Consider the following 16,253-nt stretch of genomic DNA (forward strand, 5'->3'; position numbering starts at 1 on the left):
GAACGTTAGATTAACGCTGGCGTCTTCTCAGGCCTACCAAACCGCTTAAGCCCAACGCAAGTACACCTAGTGTTGCAGGCTCAGTCACTGACGTTGACGGGGTTGACGCGGCAACAGTACCGAAGTAGAAGTTATCCAGACCTTCAGCCTGTGCAGAAAGAGAATTAACAGTTACCTGAGTAATATAATTCCCGCCATTAAGAATGGTGGCGAAGTAGCCATCTGCAGAATCAACTGTCACAACTTCTGTGGTTGTATCAGACAGCAGTAATTCAAATGATAAGGTGCTGCCGCTATAGAGGGAAAAGATGTCCGAACCGAAAGCATTAATACCAGTGCCTGCAAAAGTGAAAATCAGATTATTTGCATAATAGTTTGAATAAATCTGAGATGAACCTGTAACAGCATAATCACCAATGATTATATCATCCGACTCCGAACCGTTAGTATCAAACGTGACACCTGAATCACTGTAAGATGTCATCACACCACCGGTGCTGTCAAAATCGATTAAAGTAAGACCTGTACCGGCGTCTGCCAAAAAAGAGGCTTCGTCGGTATAGTTGATTAAACCTGCATTTGCAGACGCGGCTAAGATACTACAAACAAAAACTAACAAACTTCTCATGTTTACTCTTCCTTCGGGTTAGATTACTACACTACATGATGGATTTAGCACAATAAGTGCCAACTTTTAAACAATTGATAAATAACAACTAAATCTCAAAAACCAGCATTAAGAACAAACCCTTGTAAAAAAAACAGACAATTAAAATTCTGCTGATTTCATAAACGAAATTGCCGCAGATGCAACACTGACGTTGTATTTCGGACAAAGCAGTTCGGTGACAAACTCTGACGGCGAAACGATATCAGCAATGATGTAACACTTGTGCTTCGCGCGGGTGAGTCCCACATACATCAGCCGCCTTTCTTCGGCGTGGGGATAAGTATCAGACGATGGCAGCAGTGCTTCGATAAGCCCGTCTTCCCTGCCAGAGCCCGGAAATCCGTTCTTGCCTCCGGAAAACCCAATCAGAATGCAGTGATCTGCTTCCAGCCCTTTAGATTTGTGAAAACTCCAGAAACGCACATTGTTATTCAGGTTTTGTTTGCTCAATGCGTGTTTTGCTTCATCCAGCAGAAAGTTATAGCGGGCAATCACCGCCACTGTACTTTCAGGTTCATTGCTGCGGATTTTGCTGACGACTTCCGCTATGCGCTCGTATACCCCGTTTTCTTTGCCAGGTTTATCATCCAGTAGAAAGATCTGCGGCGTATCCGTTTTGGTATGCGTGTCGATGGACTTCCTGAACTGCTCCGGATTTTCCATGATAAATTGACCGGCGGTATCAGCGATGCTGTTGTTGTAGCGAAACGTTTTTTGCAGTTTGGTTTCGGTATAGCTGCCGGCTACTTTCCCGAAGCGGGTGGTCAGCGAAAGCTTGCCGCCGGAGAACCGGTAAACAGACTGCCAGTCATCTCCCACCACCGTAAGCGATGTTGCCACACCGTTTGCCTTTGCTCTATCCACCAACGCTGTGATCAGCGCCATCCTTGACGCAGAAATATCCTGAAATTCATCTACCAGAATGTATTTCCAGCGCGGGATAAACGTCCCTTTTTCAACTAACTCTGTGGCCCGGGTGATCAAATCATCAAAATCGATGCAATCCTGCCGCTTAAGTTCGTTAACGTAGTCTTTATGAAGCGCACTGAGTAAACCTGCAATTTTCCCTGCCGGTTTAATGCCCGCCTCCGTCAGCCGTTTACTGACACCTGTTCTGTTTAATCCCTCTACCCGCATTGCCTGCAAAGCTTTAGTAAGCAGTTCTGTCGCGGCAGTTATCAGCGCCTGCCCGCTTAGTTGCGTCTCCCGACCTTCCTGTACAGAAAGCATGGTAATCAACAGCTGTTTGCGGGCAGCGTCTTCTGCGGTGTACTCATGCATCCATTGCGCTATCCACATCTTTAATTCCGCGCTGTTTTCAGCAAATACACTGATTTGTGTGGAACGCCCTGCCTCCTGCAAAATCTGCCGGCCAAGCGCATGAAACGTCCCAATCTGCGGCTCAGTATCCAGTTTAATAGCGTGTGTCTGCGCTTTATCCAGCAAACGCGCTTTCAGCTCCAGGGACGCAGAACGGTTATAGGCGAGCACCAGAATGTCCTGCGGCTTTGCCAGAGCGCGGTCAATCAAGTCCAGCGTTTTTGCCACCATGACCGAGGTCTTCCCTGTACCGGCAGCCGCCAGTACCATGTTTCTGTCGTTGGAACGCAGCACCGCCAGACGCTGTTTAGTGGTTAAGGGGTTCGACTCAACCGTATCAAAAAATCCACAGCGGGCTTTCAATTGCATTTGCTCGTGATACGACCGCAACTTTGCCATATCGAAGGGGTACAGACTCAGAATATCTTTCACCGCTGCAATAGCATCTGCCGAAAGCATGGATTGCCAGTCAGCCTGATAATTACTGTAATCTCTGTACAGGGAATCAATAAGCGAACGCAGTGCTTCTTCCTGCGAGTCTTTAGGGTATTGCAGCTTTACGCTGTCATTAAACTCAGTAAAGACAGCCTGCAAATAGGCCTTTAAATGCCTGCGGATGATTTTATTCGCTGCTGCCTGTAACGCCTCCACATTTTCAGACTTAAGGAACCGGTAGCGGACTGTCGTTTTTACACCTTCCAGTCGCAGTTCATCACCCAAAAACCGTTTCTTTACCTTAAATAACGTGCGGACTGAGGCCAACGGAAGATATCTGTCTTTTCTGCCGCGATGAGTAAAAACCAGGTTTTCTTTAGTGAGGGTGAGTGTAGGTTTACCAAATAATTTGCCGGCAAAATTAGGCCGGACAGCCATGTCTGACAACAACAACGTCCTTTCTTTTGTGCATCACTGTGCAGGAATGAAAACCGGTATTCTACACTATCTTCAGTTCTTGCTGTGCTGTTGCTAGAATGCGGGAAACACTTTTGCCGGGCCACCCTGTGAACATACGCGTTATTCCTGTTACTCCCTTTGCACAAAATTGCTCCCTCATCTGGGATCCTGACACCATGAAAGGGGCACTTGTCGATCCCGGTGGCGACAGCAGTAAACTGTACGATGCGGTAACGCAAAATGGTGTAACCATAGAAAAAGTCATCCTCACCCACGGACACCTTGACCACGTAGGCGCGACGACCGAAGTGGCATCACATTACAATGTGCCGGTTATCGGCCCGCATACCGGCGATAAATTCTGGCTCGACGGCCTGCCAATGCAGAGCCAGATGTTTGGCTTTCCGCCTGCAACACCGTTTGCGCCGGATCAGTGGCTGAACGACAACGACACAATAACAGTGGGCAACCTTACACTTGAGGTGCTGCACTGTCCCGGCCATACACCCGGTCATGTGGCACTGGTGGAAAGAACCACAAACACGGTCATTGTGGGCGATATCCTGTTTGCAGGTTCCATTGGTCGTACGGATTTTCCACAGGGAAATCACCAGCAACTCATCGACAGTATCCGCAGCAAGCTGCTTACCCTGCCTGATGAAATGAAAGTGTATCCCGGCCACGGCCCGACCAGCACCATCGGGCATGAGCGCAAAACCAACCCCTTTGTGGCAGACAGTAAGTTTGGTTGATGTGACCGTCCCGCCGGCAAAACACATTTAGCGCAAACCGCGCTCGTTAGCCGGCTTTTTGTATCTAATCCGGAGTCTTTATGAATAAAATATCAGCCAGCCGGCTGTTAGTGGTTTTAGTGTGTATCATCATCGCCGGTTGCAGCACGCTGGCTTCTCTTGCGTCTTACAGCGTAACCAGCGCGGACCTGCAACGGGAACTGGATAAGCAGGTTACCAGCCTGCAGGAACAGGCTTCTGTCGTCGGTCTTCCCATTCTGCTGGAGGTCAACGACATGCAGGTAAATGTGGGGCCGGACAACCGTCAGACCATTCAGCTAATTGCTGACGCCACTGCCACGTTGTCGGTTCCGGGACTGACCTACCCCGCCAAAGTGAAACTGGATGTCGAAGGCATGCCTTACTATGACTCAAGCAAAAAAGCCGTATTCATCCGCTCACTGGTGCTCAATGACACCACCGTGGATGCCATGGGCTATCGCGGCAATCTCGCGCCTGTAAGCAGTAAAGTAATGGGGCTGCTGAATCAGTTTTTAATGGATCAGCCGGTGTATGAAGTGAAGAACGTCCCCTCCGGCTATGCGTGGCTGACAAACATGCCACTGTCGATGACCGTTGAGTCCGGGAAGATTGTGTTCCGTCCGCAAAGCGCGGAATAATACGGGTGGCAGAATACTATCTGGTTGTATCCGCTTTACTCATTGCCAGCGCATTTAGTGCTTCCCGATGGGTAAAGTTTGGCCTGCCTCTTCTGCTGCTGTCAGCGCTCTGCTTCGTTACCCTGTCTCCCGTATTTCTGATTTTTGTTGCTTTATATATTTATGTCACCCGGAGCCTGAGTGCGCATCAGAGTAAACCGGCTAACCCGTGGATAACCAGACTCTTTCAATTAATGTGGTTCGTGCTGAGTGCAGGACTCATCATCCATAAACTGCCCGGCTACCAGGGGCTTTTGATTGCAGAGAACATTGCCCTGAAAGCCAGCAGTTTACCCGCCAGCTTTTATTTGAATGTGGACAAAGCCTTGTTCAGCTGGTCAGCACTATGCTTTGTCCCCCTTATTAAACGTAGCTTCCCCTCAAACCCCCGGGTTAGATGGTGGATGCCGGCTTTGGTAGTGCCATGTGGTATCAGCGCCGTTGTAATGATTGCGGTCAGTACAGGCATCGTCACCTGGCAAGTGGCAGTACCGGCATGGTTTCCGCTGCTCGCACTTTCCAACCTCATCAACACCTGTGTAGCAGAAGAGCTGTTATTCCGTGGCCTGCTGTTTAAGTTTGTAACCAATAAACTGCCCGCCACGCTTTCATCATCCACCCGCACTTTGCTGATACTGACTATAACCAGCGCAGTATTTGGTCTCGCTCATTTTGCAGGCGGCACCAGCTACATGATTGTCGCTACAGTGGCGGGGTTACTTTACGGTGCCGTATATATGCTAACCGGCCGCATTATTTTTGCCGTACTGACACACTGGCTACTGAATATCACCCATATGCTGGTGCTGACTTATCCTATGACGGATGTATGAAGTGAAGAACAGAAAAATGAGAACAGCAGTCCACCTTGTCACGTGCCTTGTCGTCGCTATTTCACTAAGCGGATGCAGTGTATTTTCAAAACCAAACTCGATAGAAAAAATACTTTCTGATTCCGGCCCGGTTGCCAAAGCAAGTGACGGTAGATATCAAAATAGCTATCCGGGAGAAAAGGAATATCCGGTAACCTGTGAAGAAAACTGTTACCCCGATACGCCACAATTGAAGTGTGACGAAGACAATAGCCGTTGCATCTTCATTGGCGAGAATCCGGAAATTGAAGAGGAATATGGTTTCAATATAACCTGGCTTGGTCATGCCAGCTTTCTGGTTACACTGCCAGACTCCACAACGCTGCTCTTCGACCCGGTAAGTGAGCAATTTGACTGGCCCATAGACTGGCTGCATGCATTAAGCGGCGGCATGATCCGACAGCCACCCGATTGGCCAGATTCAGCTACATCAGGCATCGATGCAGTGCTGTACTCACATTTGCACTACGATCACTTTAACAAAGCGGACATTAAAAAACTTGGAAGTGAACCCACATATTTTGTGCATCAGGATACTGCCAGTTACCTGCCAGAAAACGGATTTTCCATCAAAGAAATGAGCTGGTTCAGTGATTACCAGAAAGGTGCAGCAACCATAAGTGCAGTTCTTGCACATCATTTCAACAGCCGCTTCTCGGTGCCTCTCATTTACGAAGATAACGAAAAAGCGCTGTGGGGAGGCTGGCTAGTTGAGCACCAGGGCAAAAAGCTACTTTTCGCAGGCGACACCGGATACTCGCCCCACTTTAAAGATATAAAGCAACGATATGGCAGTATAGATGTTTGCTTATTGCCCATTGCATCCTACTATCATCCGGAATATGGAAAGTGGTACCGGTATGTTCATACCACACCTGAAGACGCCCTTGTTGCCGCTGAGGACCTTGGCTGCAAGGTGATGATTCCTTGGGGCTACGGAAATGCCAGCTGGCAAATGGGCGATCATTCCTCTCACTCTCCGCTCAAACGTTTATTGAAAATGCATAAGGAGGTTAATGCAAAGCTACCATTAGTAATCCTGAATGAAGGGGAGAGCGTGGCGCTGTAATATCGGCTTGGAATTAGTTTGCATTCGGGCCATGAGCTCGGATCAAGAGAAAATAACTGTGATATTTTGGCAAAGGTAGAATATTTCCCAGTTTCTCTATCGATGACTGACCGCTGAAATCACTTACAGGGTAGTCCGCTTCAGACAATTAGCTGTCGTTCAACAATGTCAATTCCTACTTCTAATTTTGGTCAGAAGCGGACATCAGAAATACCATATAGGACTGGTAAGCATAGGTAAATTTCAAAGTTCTGAGTTTTGTTCGAAATTATATTGGGAATAAAGTTATGAATCGTAATTGGAAGGTAACAGCGCATGAAACCAGCACTTAGCACCAAGAGCCCAGTACCCGCACTTATCAAATTCAGCATTATTTTCTGATTTATACCTGGCCCCCTTTGCGCTCACGGAACTTTTTAATTACCGGAAGCAAAACAGCCTTAAAAAAGTATTTTACCAGCAACACCACCGCAATGATGAAAACAAAAGTGCCAGAGAAAAGATGCACACTGGCACCAGCTGGCGTTGTGGAGAAATACCAAGTAATAATGCCAGAAGCAAATAAACTGAAAATAACCAGTCTGCCGCTGATAATTTTAAGAAAGGCTTCAAGTAATTCCATATTAATCTCCGGTTCTCCAACTGCTGATGGCATTGAATATTTGCCTGGCAATTAATGAAATTTCGCTTTCCCGCATTGCCCTCAATCGCTCAGCGGGAGTCGGCGTTTGCTTGCTTTCAGTGTCGCCATCTGAGCGTTGTTGTGCAGACTCCGATGCCCGAGCTGACGAAAATAAAGTCATTGGTGCACGAGACTGGGAGATCGTCATTTTATGGCGAACGTTGTTAATCACATTTGCAATTTCAGAAGGCGTATATGGCTCTAGACTGATAACAAAAATTTCTTCGGGAGCAACATTCTCTGTAGAGAATAATTCCTGCCCGGAACCGTAAATTGCAATCGTAGCGTAGGCATCGCGTACCGTACCCCGATAGCGCTTTTGTAGTTGACGCGCCATAGAAACAGAATAATTTTCGATAGAAAGGGGGTTCTCATCACTTTCTACCGGTGCAATAAAGGGGATTGTCGATTCTGCATCATCAGTCAGTCGCGACAGATATTCATAAGATTCAAAATTCTCTTTAAATGAAGCGATGGCAGAGTCAATCTGTCTGCGGTTAGATGTTACTTCAGTGATAACCAAATAAAGAAAGTAGGGGCTGGCTTTAAAGGATGTTGAAAAGCTCTCGTCGTCATTAGTTAACAGAACCGTACCTATCTGATAATCTGAATGCCCTGACATATCAGGCTTAGAGCTGCCAAAGAGCCCTTGACCTATTGCTTTTCCGCCATAAGAAAAACTTCCTGCGTCCTTGCTCTTCGCTACTTCCAATACAATTCCTTTCTGCTTAACATCTGAATTGATGGTCGCTCCGGTAGATTTTACAATCTCATTTAAAGTCGACTCACAACCGGCAATGAGTGCCGCAATCATTGTAACCATTACGAGTGACAATAAACGCTGGTAATCCATTACTCCGCTCCAGATTCATATTCGTGATTAATTTTCAAGTCAGCTGTTGAGAAACCAGAACGGGACGACAGAATTTCCCTTCTTCCTGATGGTATAACAACTAAACTCATTGCTTTAAATTCAGTTATATAGACAAGCGTACACAGCAGATTAACTACAATTTTATGTTTGTTCTCTGAAAAAATATGCCGCTTACAAAGATATCTGACTAGTAATACTGCCTACTGCCAGAGCAGATAAAGGCCCCGAACCAGCAACCCTAATCAAATATCATACAAGCTGGTACCAAAATCAACAATTTGAAACCAAAACACGGCTACCCGCACAAATGATGTGCGTCACTATAGTCACACATACTCAACAGTCGCCACTACAGTAAGCGCTAAGTGGAAGAGTGGTTTTTAATAAAGTTACACGTTTGCGTAGTTGTCACAGCACATAAGAAATACCCTGTGCAGGTGGCATCAACAGGGATAAGTACTTTTACTGAAACGAAACTAATGAAGTTGGTGAGTTTTCAGTCAAGGAACGCAGACTACGGGACTGCCCCAGTTCCATTCAGGTTGCAGGGAAGCAGAACAATTTATGGGAGGGTGTTGGGCGGTTTTTCCGGCGAACGGGGCTCGCATTTTATTCTTTCTTTACTCTTCAGTATAGCCAATCAGGTCTGTGCCGATGAACGTTGGCAGATTGTTGTTCTGTCAGCCCCCGCGTATCAGTCATCAGAAAAACTACGCGCCGTTCACCGGTCTCCAAGCACTCGTTTGAATAATGCACTGTCTAGTGCAGATTTTGATGTTATGAATCGTAACGATCTGGCTTACCTGATTTTGTCACATATAAGAACAATTCATCTAAGGAAACTGCGAATAAGTCCCGCAATTTAGCGCTCAATTAAACCGCTGCACGACCTGCGTGATTTTTGAACTTCTATTTTGCAATTTAGACCAATATATCGCTGTTTCAGGCCGAATTTCGGCCCAATTCCGGGTTATTCCCGGATTTCAGACATATCTTGTCTGTCGTCGCAACATCTGGTCTACTTTAAACAGGTTCGCCAAGGTGAATAGCATGGCTAACTGTGAATCATTTTTCATCATCCCTTTATAGCGTGCTTTGATAAAGCCAAACTGACATTTGATGATACGGAACGGGTGTTCTACCTTCGCCCTAATGCTGGCTTTTAAATATTCGATGTTGATGACGGTTTTATTCTTGCGGGGATGCTTCTTCATCGCCCGAACTTTGCCGGGACGCTCTGCTATCAGCCATTCCACGTCGGTGTCTTTCAGCTCTTCGCGTTTTTCCTAAGTAAAAAAGCGAACCAATAGGCTCGCCTTCTTAAATGAGATTTGAATGACTAGTTAACCCACTTAATTAAAATAACCAACTTCATTCCATGCCCTTAAGAAACCTCACTCCTCAATATAGCTCTCAATACCCGGACAAGAGCAAATCAGGTTGCGGTCGCCGTATACGTCGTCGATACGGTTTACGCTTGGCCAGAACTTGTTGCGGGCAACAGACTCAACCGGGTAAGCGGCGACCTGACGGTCGTAGCTGCGGGTCCAGTCGCTGTCGCAAATGTCGGCCAGCGTGTGTGGTGCGTTGTGCAGCGGGTTGTCTGTGGAATCCCACTCACCGCTTTCCACTTTGGCGATTTCGTTGCGAATGCTGACCATGGCTTCAATGAAGCGGTCCAGCTCGTACTTGGCTTCAGATTCCGTAGGCTCGATCATCAGCGTGCCGGCTACCGGGAAGCTCATGGTCGGTGCGTGGAAACCGTAGTCGTTCAGACGCTTGGCGATGTCCATTTCGGTCACACCGGACGCTTCTTTAAGCTGACGCAAGTCGATAATACACTCGTGAGCAACACGACCGTTACGGCCTTTGTACAGTACCGGATAATGGCCTTCCAGCGCTTTCGCCACGTAGTTAGCATTTAAGATGGCAACTTCCGTCGCTTTACGTAAACCTTCCGAGCCCATCATTTTGATGTACATGTAGCTGATTGGCAGAATAGATGCACTGCCCCATGGCGCTGCTGATACTGCACCACAATCTTTACCTGTACCTTCAATGTTTACCACTGCGTGGTTTGGCAGGAAAGGCGCAAGGTGTGATTTCACACCAATTGGTCCCATACCCGGGCCGCCGCCACCGTGAGGGATACAGAAGGTTTTGTGCAGGTTCAGGTGCGATACATCAGAGCCGATGAAGCCCGGTGACGTAACGCCTACCTGTGCGTTCATGTTGGCACCGTCCATGTAAACCTGACCGCCGTACTGGTGCACGATGTCGCAGATTTCACGGATAGTTTCTTCATAAACACCGTGAGTGGACGGATAGGTGATCATGGCACAAGACAGGTTATCACCCACTTCTTCTGCTTTCTTACGCAAGTCAGCTAAATCAACGTTACCGTTCTTATCACACGCCACAACAACCACGTTCAGGCTGACCATTTGTGCTGAAGCAGGGTTTGTACCGTGCGCTGAACTTGGGATCAGACAAACATTACGGTGACCTTCGCCACGGCTTTCGTGGTAACGCTGAATTGCCAGCAGACCGGCATATTCACCCTGTGCACCGGAGTTAGGCTGCATAGATAATGCGTCGTAACCGGTGATGTTAATCAGCCACTCACTCAGCTCACCAATCATTTCCTGATAACCGGAAGCCTGGTCCACTGGCGCAAACGGGTGAAGCTGACCGAACTCAGGCCAGGTGACCGGAATCATTTCGGCTGTCGCGTTCAGTTTCATGGTGCATGAACCCAATGAAATCATTGAGTGGTTCAGTGCTAAATCTTTGTTTTCCAGTGACTTGATGTAACGCAGCATCTCAGTTTCTGAGTGATACGAGTTAAATACATCATGAGTCAGGAAATCAGACGTACGTACCAGATCCGCAGGAATAGACTGGCTGCCCTGTGTGGTAACTTCAGCGTCCAGATCATCCACGGTTAAACCGTGATCGCCACCCAGCAGTACATCGAACAGGCCGGCAATATCTGCACGGGTGGTGGTTTCATCTAACGACACACCCACAGCGCCTTCAAGATCGGCACGCAGGTTTAGGCCGCGGGCATAAGCCGCTTCAAGCACTTCTGCTTTGTTATCCACCATCACGGTTAACGTATCGAAGAAAGTGCTGTGCTTCAGCGCAACGCCTTTTTGCGTTAAGCCGGTTGCCAGAATATCAGCGAAACGGTGAATGCGGTTAGCGATGGTTTTCAGGCCTTCAGGACCATGATAAACGGCGTAGAAAGACGCCATGTTGGCCAGCAGCACCTGTGCAGTACAGATGTTAGAGTTGGCCTTTTCACGACGGATATGCTGTTCGCGGGTCTGCAGCGCCATGCGCAGTGCAGGACGGCCACGGGTGTCTTTACTTACACCGATGATACGGCCGGGTAATGAACGCTTGTACGCATCACGGGTAGCGAAGAAGGCAGCGTGAGGACCACCGTAACCCATCGGTACACCGAAACGCTGTGCACTGCCCAGTGCCACGTCAGCACCCAGCTCGCCCGGCGATTTAAGCATAACAAGGCTCATCAGATCTGCCGCTACAGCAACAATACCTTTTTTGGCTTGTACCGCTGCAATGATGTCACTGATATCTTTTACTTCACCGCTGGTAGTCGGATATTGCAGCAGCGCACCGAACACATCGTGCTCTGCGGCTTCTTCTGCAGGACCGGTAACGATACCGAAACCAAACATTTCAGCGCGGGTTTCTACCACGTCTTTGGTTTGCGGGTGCACATCATCAGCGATAAAGAACAGGTTCGCTTTTTTGTTTTTCGAAACACGCCTGGCCAGAGCCATGGCTTCTGCGGCTGCTGTGCCTTCGTCCAGCAATGAGGCTGAGGCCAGTTCCAGACCGGTCAAATCAATAGTGACCTGCTGGAAGTTCAGAATGGCTTCAAGACGGCCCTGGGCAATTTCAGGTTGATACGGCGTGTATGCCGTGTACCAGCCCGGATTTTCCAGCACGTTACGCAGAATAACGTTCGGTACGTGGGTGTCGTAATAACCCATACCGATAAAAGAGCGGTTGATTTTGTTTTTAGAAGCCACGGCTTTCAGTGCAGCCAGTGCATCAACTTCTGTCTCGCCACTACCTACTTCAATGGGTTTATCCAGTTGAATAGCTGCCGGTACAGTTTGTGCCATCAGATCATCCAGTGAGTCAGCGCCCACAGATGCCAGCATGGCTTGAATTTCTTCTTCACCCGGGCCGACGTGGCGGCGGATAAAGGCATTTTTTTGCTCTAACTGAGCCAAAGTAAGGGATGAATTCGACATAGTTTTGTTAAGCACTTGCAATGGGTTATAAAAACAAAAGGGGCTTAAATTGCCCCTTTAAGCCTTTTTGGATGTTGGCTCTGTAACGAATTAGTCTTCGTCGATGCTGTTTTCGTAGCCTTCTGCATCCAGCAGACCTTCTGCTTCAGCAGGATCATCCGCTTTAATCTTGAATAACCAGCCGTCTCCGTACGGGTCGCTGTTTACCAGCTCAGGAGAGTCTTCCAGCGCATCGTTAATCGCAACGATTTCGCCGCTGATTGGCGCGTATACATCAGATGCAGCTTTAACAGACTCAGCGACACATACGTCGTCACCGGTACTTACCGCGTCGCCCACATCAGGCAAATCAACAAATACCATGTCACCCAGTAAGTCCTGAGCGTGCTCAGAAATACCTACAGTGAAAACACCATCGCCTTCAGGTCGAACCCACTCGTGAGTTGATGCATAACGTAAATCGGTTGGGATATTGCTCATAATAAGTTCCTGATTATTCCTTGATGTTGGGATTACAATACACTTTTACCATTGCGTACAAAGCTGGGCTTAACCACATTTACTGTAACCCACTTTTTACGCATTTCCACCTCTACAGTTTCACCTGTATTGGCAGGTACCCGGGCCAGTGCAACGGAATGCCCTAATGTTGGTGAGAAGGTGCCTGAAGTGATCACACCTTCTCCTGATTCCGAACGCACTTTTAAACCGTGACGTAACACGCCTTTCTCGGTCATTACCAGGCCGACAAGTTTGTCAGTACCGGTTTCTTTTTGTGCTTCTAATGCTTTACGGCCGACGAAATCACGGTCTGCCGGTTCCCATGTGATGGTCCAGCCCATGTTGGCAGCCAGCGGAGAAACGGTTTCATCCATATCCTGACCGTACAGGTTCATACCGGCTTCTAAACGCAGCGTGTCACGTGCACCTAAGCCACACGGTTTAACGCCTGCATCCAGTAAGTCCTGCCAGAACTGACCTGCCTGCGTGGCAGGAACCATAATTTCGTAGCCTGCTTCACCGGTGTAACCCGTGGTAGCAATAAATAAATCTTCAGCCTGTACGCCGAAGAACGGCTTCATGCCGGCCACCGCTTCTTTCTGAGCTGCGCTGAACAGCGTAGCGGCTTTTTCTTTCGCATTCGGGCCCTGAACGGCAATCATCGCGAAGTCCGGCTTTTCAGTAATGGTGACATCAAAACCGCTGGCTTTGTCTTTCAGCCAGTTCATATCTTTTTCACGGGTGGCAGAGTTCACTACAAGGCGATAGTTTGTTTCATCGAAGAAATACACGATGAGATCATCAACCACACCGCCTTCTTCATTCAGCATGCCGCTGTAAAGCGCCTTACCTTTAACCTGTAACTTGGCTACGTCGTTAGCCAGCAGGTAGCGCAGATAATCTTTTGCCTGCGCGCCTGTTACATCAACAATGGTCATGTGAGACACATCGAACATACCGGCGTCTTTACGCACCGCGTGATGCTCTTCGATTTGTGAACCGTAATTAATTGGCATATCCCAGCCGAAGAAATCGACCATTTTTGCGCCAGCTTCAAGGTGCTTAGCGTGTAATGCGGTGGTATTCGTCATGCGACTTTGTCCGTTTCGATGTGATAAAAACAACACAAAGTATAGGTTTACGACAAAAGACCAATCAAATTGGAATTTCTTATCCTTACATTTGCAAATATAATATAAGAAACTCATATCATCAGCATTTCAAATCATTATGAAGCAGTTGTCGTTAGATAACTTACGTACTTTCGTGAGTGTTATTGAGCAAGGTGGATACGCTAAAGCAGGCGAATGGCTGAGCCGTTCCCAGCCCGCTATCAGCTTACAAATCAAAAAACTGGAAGAGCAGTTAGACCGGAAATTGTTTACCAAAGTGGGTCAGCGGCACCTGCCCAGTAATGATGGCAACTGGCTTTATCCTAAAGCAAAAGAATTGCTTGAGATGAACGATGCCATTTTCCGGTCGTTAACCCCCGCTCCGTTAAGTGGCCGACTGCGTCTTGGCATTCCGAACGAATTCGCCTCAACACTGTTACCGGGTTTAATTGGTGAATTTTCCAAGCGTTACCCGGATGTTTCACTGGAAGTGACCTCATCGCTAAGCCGCGATTTGCTCCATGCTTCAAGGCGCAGCCAGTTCGATTTGATTCTGGCTCTGGTGAATCCTGATACGGAAGCCGGCGGCGAACTGGTGCTGGAAGACGATATGGTGTGGGTGGGCGATGCCGCCAGACCGTTGGTAAGCGACCATATTTCCTTAGTGCTTGCGCCGGACGGTTGTATGTACCGCAGCCGGGTTATTGATGAATTAAAGCAGCAAACACGGGTGTGGAAAATTACCTACACCAACGCTGATTTGGGCGGTCTGGTTGCCGCTATTCAGCAGGGTTTAGGGATCACCGCCCTCGCCCGCTCCAGTATGCCGGAGAATTTAACTATCTTAAAAGACAGCCGCCTGCCCCGCCTGGGGAAAGTCAATATTTGCCTGTTCAATCAGGATACCCAGCATCCGGTGGTCAGCCGCACGCTGGCGGAGTTTATAAAAAGCAGGTTGCAGCGTTAATCTGTTTTAGATCCGTTCCTGAGTTCAGTGGTGCCGGCCTGGCAGTATGCTTAGTATGAAGTGGTTAAAACTTAACGTTATTAATCAACCATAAGATAAGGATGCCACTGTGGACCACGAACATACGCCGCCACTATCAACAACGAGGTTTCCGGCAGAAAATCTGCTCGCCGGTGTACTGCTTTTTACTCTGGGCATGGGAGCAGGTGCGGCTATTGGTATGTCATGGGTCGTTTAATATGTCAGTTTTGTGACAATCACCTTTGAATATACGACTAAAGACTATACACTCCGCTGCCATTCTTACCGGCTGCAAGGTGAAATGTGTCTTTTACTTGTTCTTCTCTTCGTTTTCTTTTCATTACATTCAGCGTTCTTTCTGCATTTAACAGCAATGCCACGTCTTTATTCTCAGACTACGAGGGTAACGGCCTGACTTATTCTACAGCGGATAATCAGTATTCCGTGCAAATCCGTGGCAGAGCACAGTTTCGCTTTGCCAGCCCGGGCGCCGGGCAACCCAACGATATCGGCGATTTCATTGCTGAAAGTGGCAATCAGTTCGATATTAACCGTGCCCGGCTAAAGGTTGGCGGCCACGCTGTTCGTGAATGGGTAAAGTACTACTGGGAGTACGACGCGGCAGATTCCCGCACATTAAACGCTACCATTGCGCTGGAAAAGTATGACGGGCTAAAGGTGAAGTTTGGTCAGTGGAAAGTGGAATACTCACGTGAGCGTAGTGTGAGCAGCGGCGGACAGCAAATGATGGACCGCTCAATCATCAACCGTGTTTTTACTCTGGATCGCCAGCAGGGTATGTCGGTTTATGGGCATATTGATGAAGGCGGCGCGGCAAACTTTAATTACTGGACAGCCCTGTTAACCGGCTCCGGTCGCGGTGAATATCACAATCACGATGGCAACCCCATGTATGCCGGACGTTTCCAGTGGAACTTTCTGGGTAAGGAAACCGGTTTTAAAAACAGTGATATCAAACGCTCGTCGGAACCTGCAGCCGCTGTTGCTGTAGCCGGCGCAAAATACCGCAGTATTTACACCCGCTTTTCCTCGTCGGGCCCGGGCGCACTGGATAATATCGACATTGGTGAAGCCCCTGACCAATACGACGTAAAACAATATCTCGTCGACGGCGCATTCTTCTATCAGGGTTTTAATGCTCAGGGCGAATATCATAAAAAAGAGGTCACCGACAGAATTAACGGGAGCCGGCAAACAACCCTGCGTGGCTATTATGTGCAGGCCGGATACTTCCTAAATGAACAGTTAGCCTGGTGGCCTGCGCCGCTTGAAGTGGCAGCAAGATATGCCACGTACGATCCGAAAACCGGTGATGACGGCGACAGGTTTTACGAACGCACACTGGCATTTAACTGGTTTATCAACGGTCATAACAACAAAATGACCGCTGAAGTCAGTAATATCAGCATGGAACAACAGAGTGAAGAGGTGGGAGACCGGATAACCTGGCGCTTACAATGGGATGTCAGTTTTTAACCGCTGCCGGATTCAATATTATTGCTTACTCA

At 48.1% G+C, this 16,253-nt stretch carries 14 protein-coding genes and 1 pseudogene; 7 read left to right on the forward strand and 8 right to left on the reverse strand.

From position 1 onward, the window contains the following. Positions 1-10: 10 nt before the first annotated feature. Together J3369_RS14990 and J3369_RS14995 are read right to left on the reverse strand one after the other, a co-directional pair. Positions 11-628 carry a PEP-CTERM sorting domain-containing protein gene (locus tag J3369_RS14990; RefSeq protein ID WP_349588309.1) on the reverse strand — a complete coding sequence of 206 codons (618 nt, stop codon included), beginning with the start codon at positions 626-628 and terminating at the stop codon, positions 11-13. A gap of 141 nt (positions 629-769) precedes the next feature. Further along, positions 770-2,863 carry a UvrD-helicase domain-containing protein gene (locus tag J3369_RS14995; RefSeq protein ID WP_349589178.1) on the reverse strand — a complete coding sequence of 698 codons (2,094 nt, stop codon included), beginning with the start codon at positions 2,861-2,863 and terminating at the stop codon, positions 770-772. 128 nt (positions 2,864-2,991) lie between these two features. On the opposite strand from J3369_RS14995, the gene J3369_RS15000 reads away from it, so the two are divergent. From J3369_RS15000 to J3369_RS15015, 4 genes are all read left to right on the forward strand, one after another. Continuing rightward, positions 2,992-3,636 carry an MBL fold metallo-hydrolase gene (locus J3369_RS15000; RefSeq protein WP_349588311.1) on the forward strand — a complete coding sequence of 215 codons (645 nt, stop codon included), beginning with the start codon at positions 2,992-2,994 and terminating at the stop codon, positions 3,634-3,636. A gap of 80 nt (positions 3,637-3,716) precedes the next feature. Further along, positions 3,717-4,295, forward strand: a complete 579-nt coding sequence (locus tag J3369_RS15005; RefSeq protein ID WP_349588313.1) for a YceB family lipoprotein — start codon at positions 3,717-3,719, stop codon at positions 4,293-4,295. 5 nt (positions 4,296-4,300) lie between these two features. Next, positions 4,301-5,167, forward strand: coding sequence for a CPBP family intramembrane glutamic endopeptidase (locus J3369_RS15010; protein ID WP_349588315.1), 867 nt, complete (start codon positions 4,301-4,303; stop codon positions 5,165-5,167). 16 nt (positions 5,168-5,183) lie between these two features. After that, positions 5,184-6,275, forward strand: a complete 1,092-nt coding sequence (locus J3369_RS15015; protein ID WP_349588317.1) for an MBL fold metallo-hydrolase — start codon at positions 5,184-5,186, stop codon at positions 6,273-6,275. A 382-nt stretch (positions 6,276-6,657) separates the two neighbouring features. Here the strand turns inward: J3369_RS15015 and J3369_RS15020 are convergent, their stop codons facing one another. From J3369_RS15020 to gcvT, 6 genes and pseudogenes are all read right to left on the reverse strand, one after another. Then, positions 6,658-6,897 carry a hypothetical protein gene (locus J3369_RS15020; RefSeq protein WP_349588320.1) on the reverse strand — a complete coding sequence of 80 codons (240 nt, stop codon included), beginning with the start codon at positions 6,895-6,897 and terminating at the stop codon, positions 6,658-6,660. Position 6,898: 1 nt separating this feature from the next. Next, positions 6,899-7,810 (reverse strand): hypothetical protein, encoded by a 912-nt coding sequence (locus J3369_RS15025; RefSeq protein ID WP_349588322.1) that lies wholly within the window; start codon positions 7,808-7,810, stop codon positions 6,899-6,901. A gap of 1,004 nt (positions 7,811-8,814) precedes the next feature. Next, a pseudogene (locus J3369_RS15030) lies at positions 8,815-9,117 on the reverse strand (transposase); the annotation flags it as partial. A 108-nt stretch (positions 9,118-9,225) separates the two neighbouring features. Next, complete coding sequence (gene gcvP / locus J3369_RS15035) at positions 9,226-12,123, reverse strand: aminomethyl-transferring glycine dehydrogenase (RefSeq protein ID WP_349588325.1); 2,898 nt, start codon at positions 12,121-12,123, stop codon at positions 9,226-9,228. 90 nt (positions 12,124-12,213) lie between these two features. Then, on the reverse strand, positions 12,214-12,603 hold the full coding sequence (gene gcvH / locus J3369_RS15040) for a glycine cleavage system protein GcvH (RefSeq protein ID WP_119502131.1): 390 nt from the start codon (positions 12,601-12,603) through the stop codon (positions 12,214-12,216). A 32-nt stretch (positions 12,604-12,635) separates the two neighbouring features. Further along, positions 12,636-13,715 (reverse strand): glycine cleavage system aminomethyltransferase GcvT, encoded by a 1,080-nt coding sequence (gene gcvT, locus J3369_RS15045; RefSeq protein ID WP_303572929.1) that lies wholly within the window; start codon positions 13,713-13,715, stop codon positions 12,636-12,638. Positions 13,716-13,854: 139 nt separating this feature from the next. Between gcvT and J3369_RS15050 the strand changes: the two genes are divergently transcribed. From J3369_RS15050 to J3369_RS15060, 3 genes are all read left to right on the forward strand, one after another. Next, positions 13,855-14,703 (forward strand): LysR family transcriptional regulator, encoded by an 849-nt coding sequence (locus tag J3369_RS15050; protein WP_349588329.1) that lies wholly within the window; start codon positions 13,855-13,857, stop codon positions 14,701-14,703. A gap of 109 nt (positions 14,704-14,812) precedes the next feature. Beyond that, a complete protein-coding gene (locus J3369_RS15055; RefSeq protein ID WP_349588332.1) occupies positions 14,813-14,941 on the forward strand; it encodes a hypothetical protein in 129 nt (42 codons plus the stop codon). 86 nt (positions 14,942-15,027) lie between these two features. Next, entirely contained in the window at positions 15,028-16,221 is a 1,194-nt protein-coding gene (locus J3369_RS15060; protein WP_349588335.1) for a porin, read from the forward strand. Positions 16,222-16,253: the final 32 nt, after the last annotated feature.

This window comes from Alteromonas sp. NFXS44, assembly GCF_040148705.1.
Classification (GTDB): Bacteria; Pseudomonadota; Gammaproteobacteria; order Enterobacterales; family Alteromonadaceae; genus Alteromonas.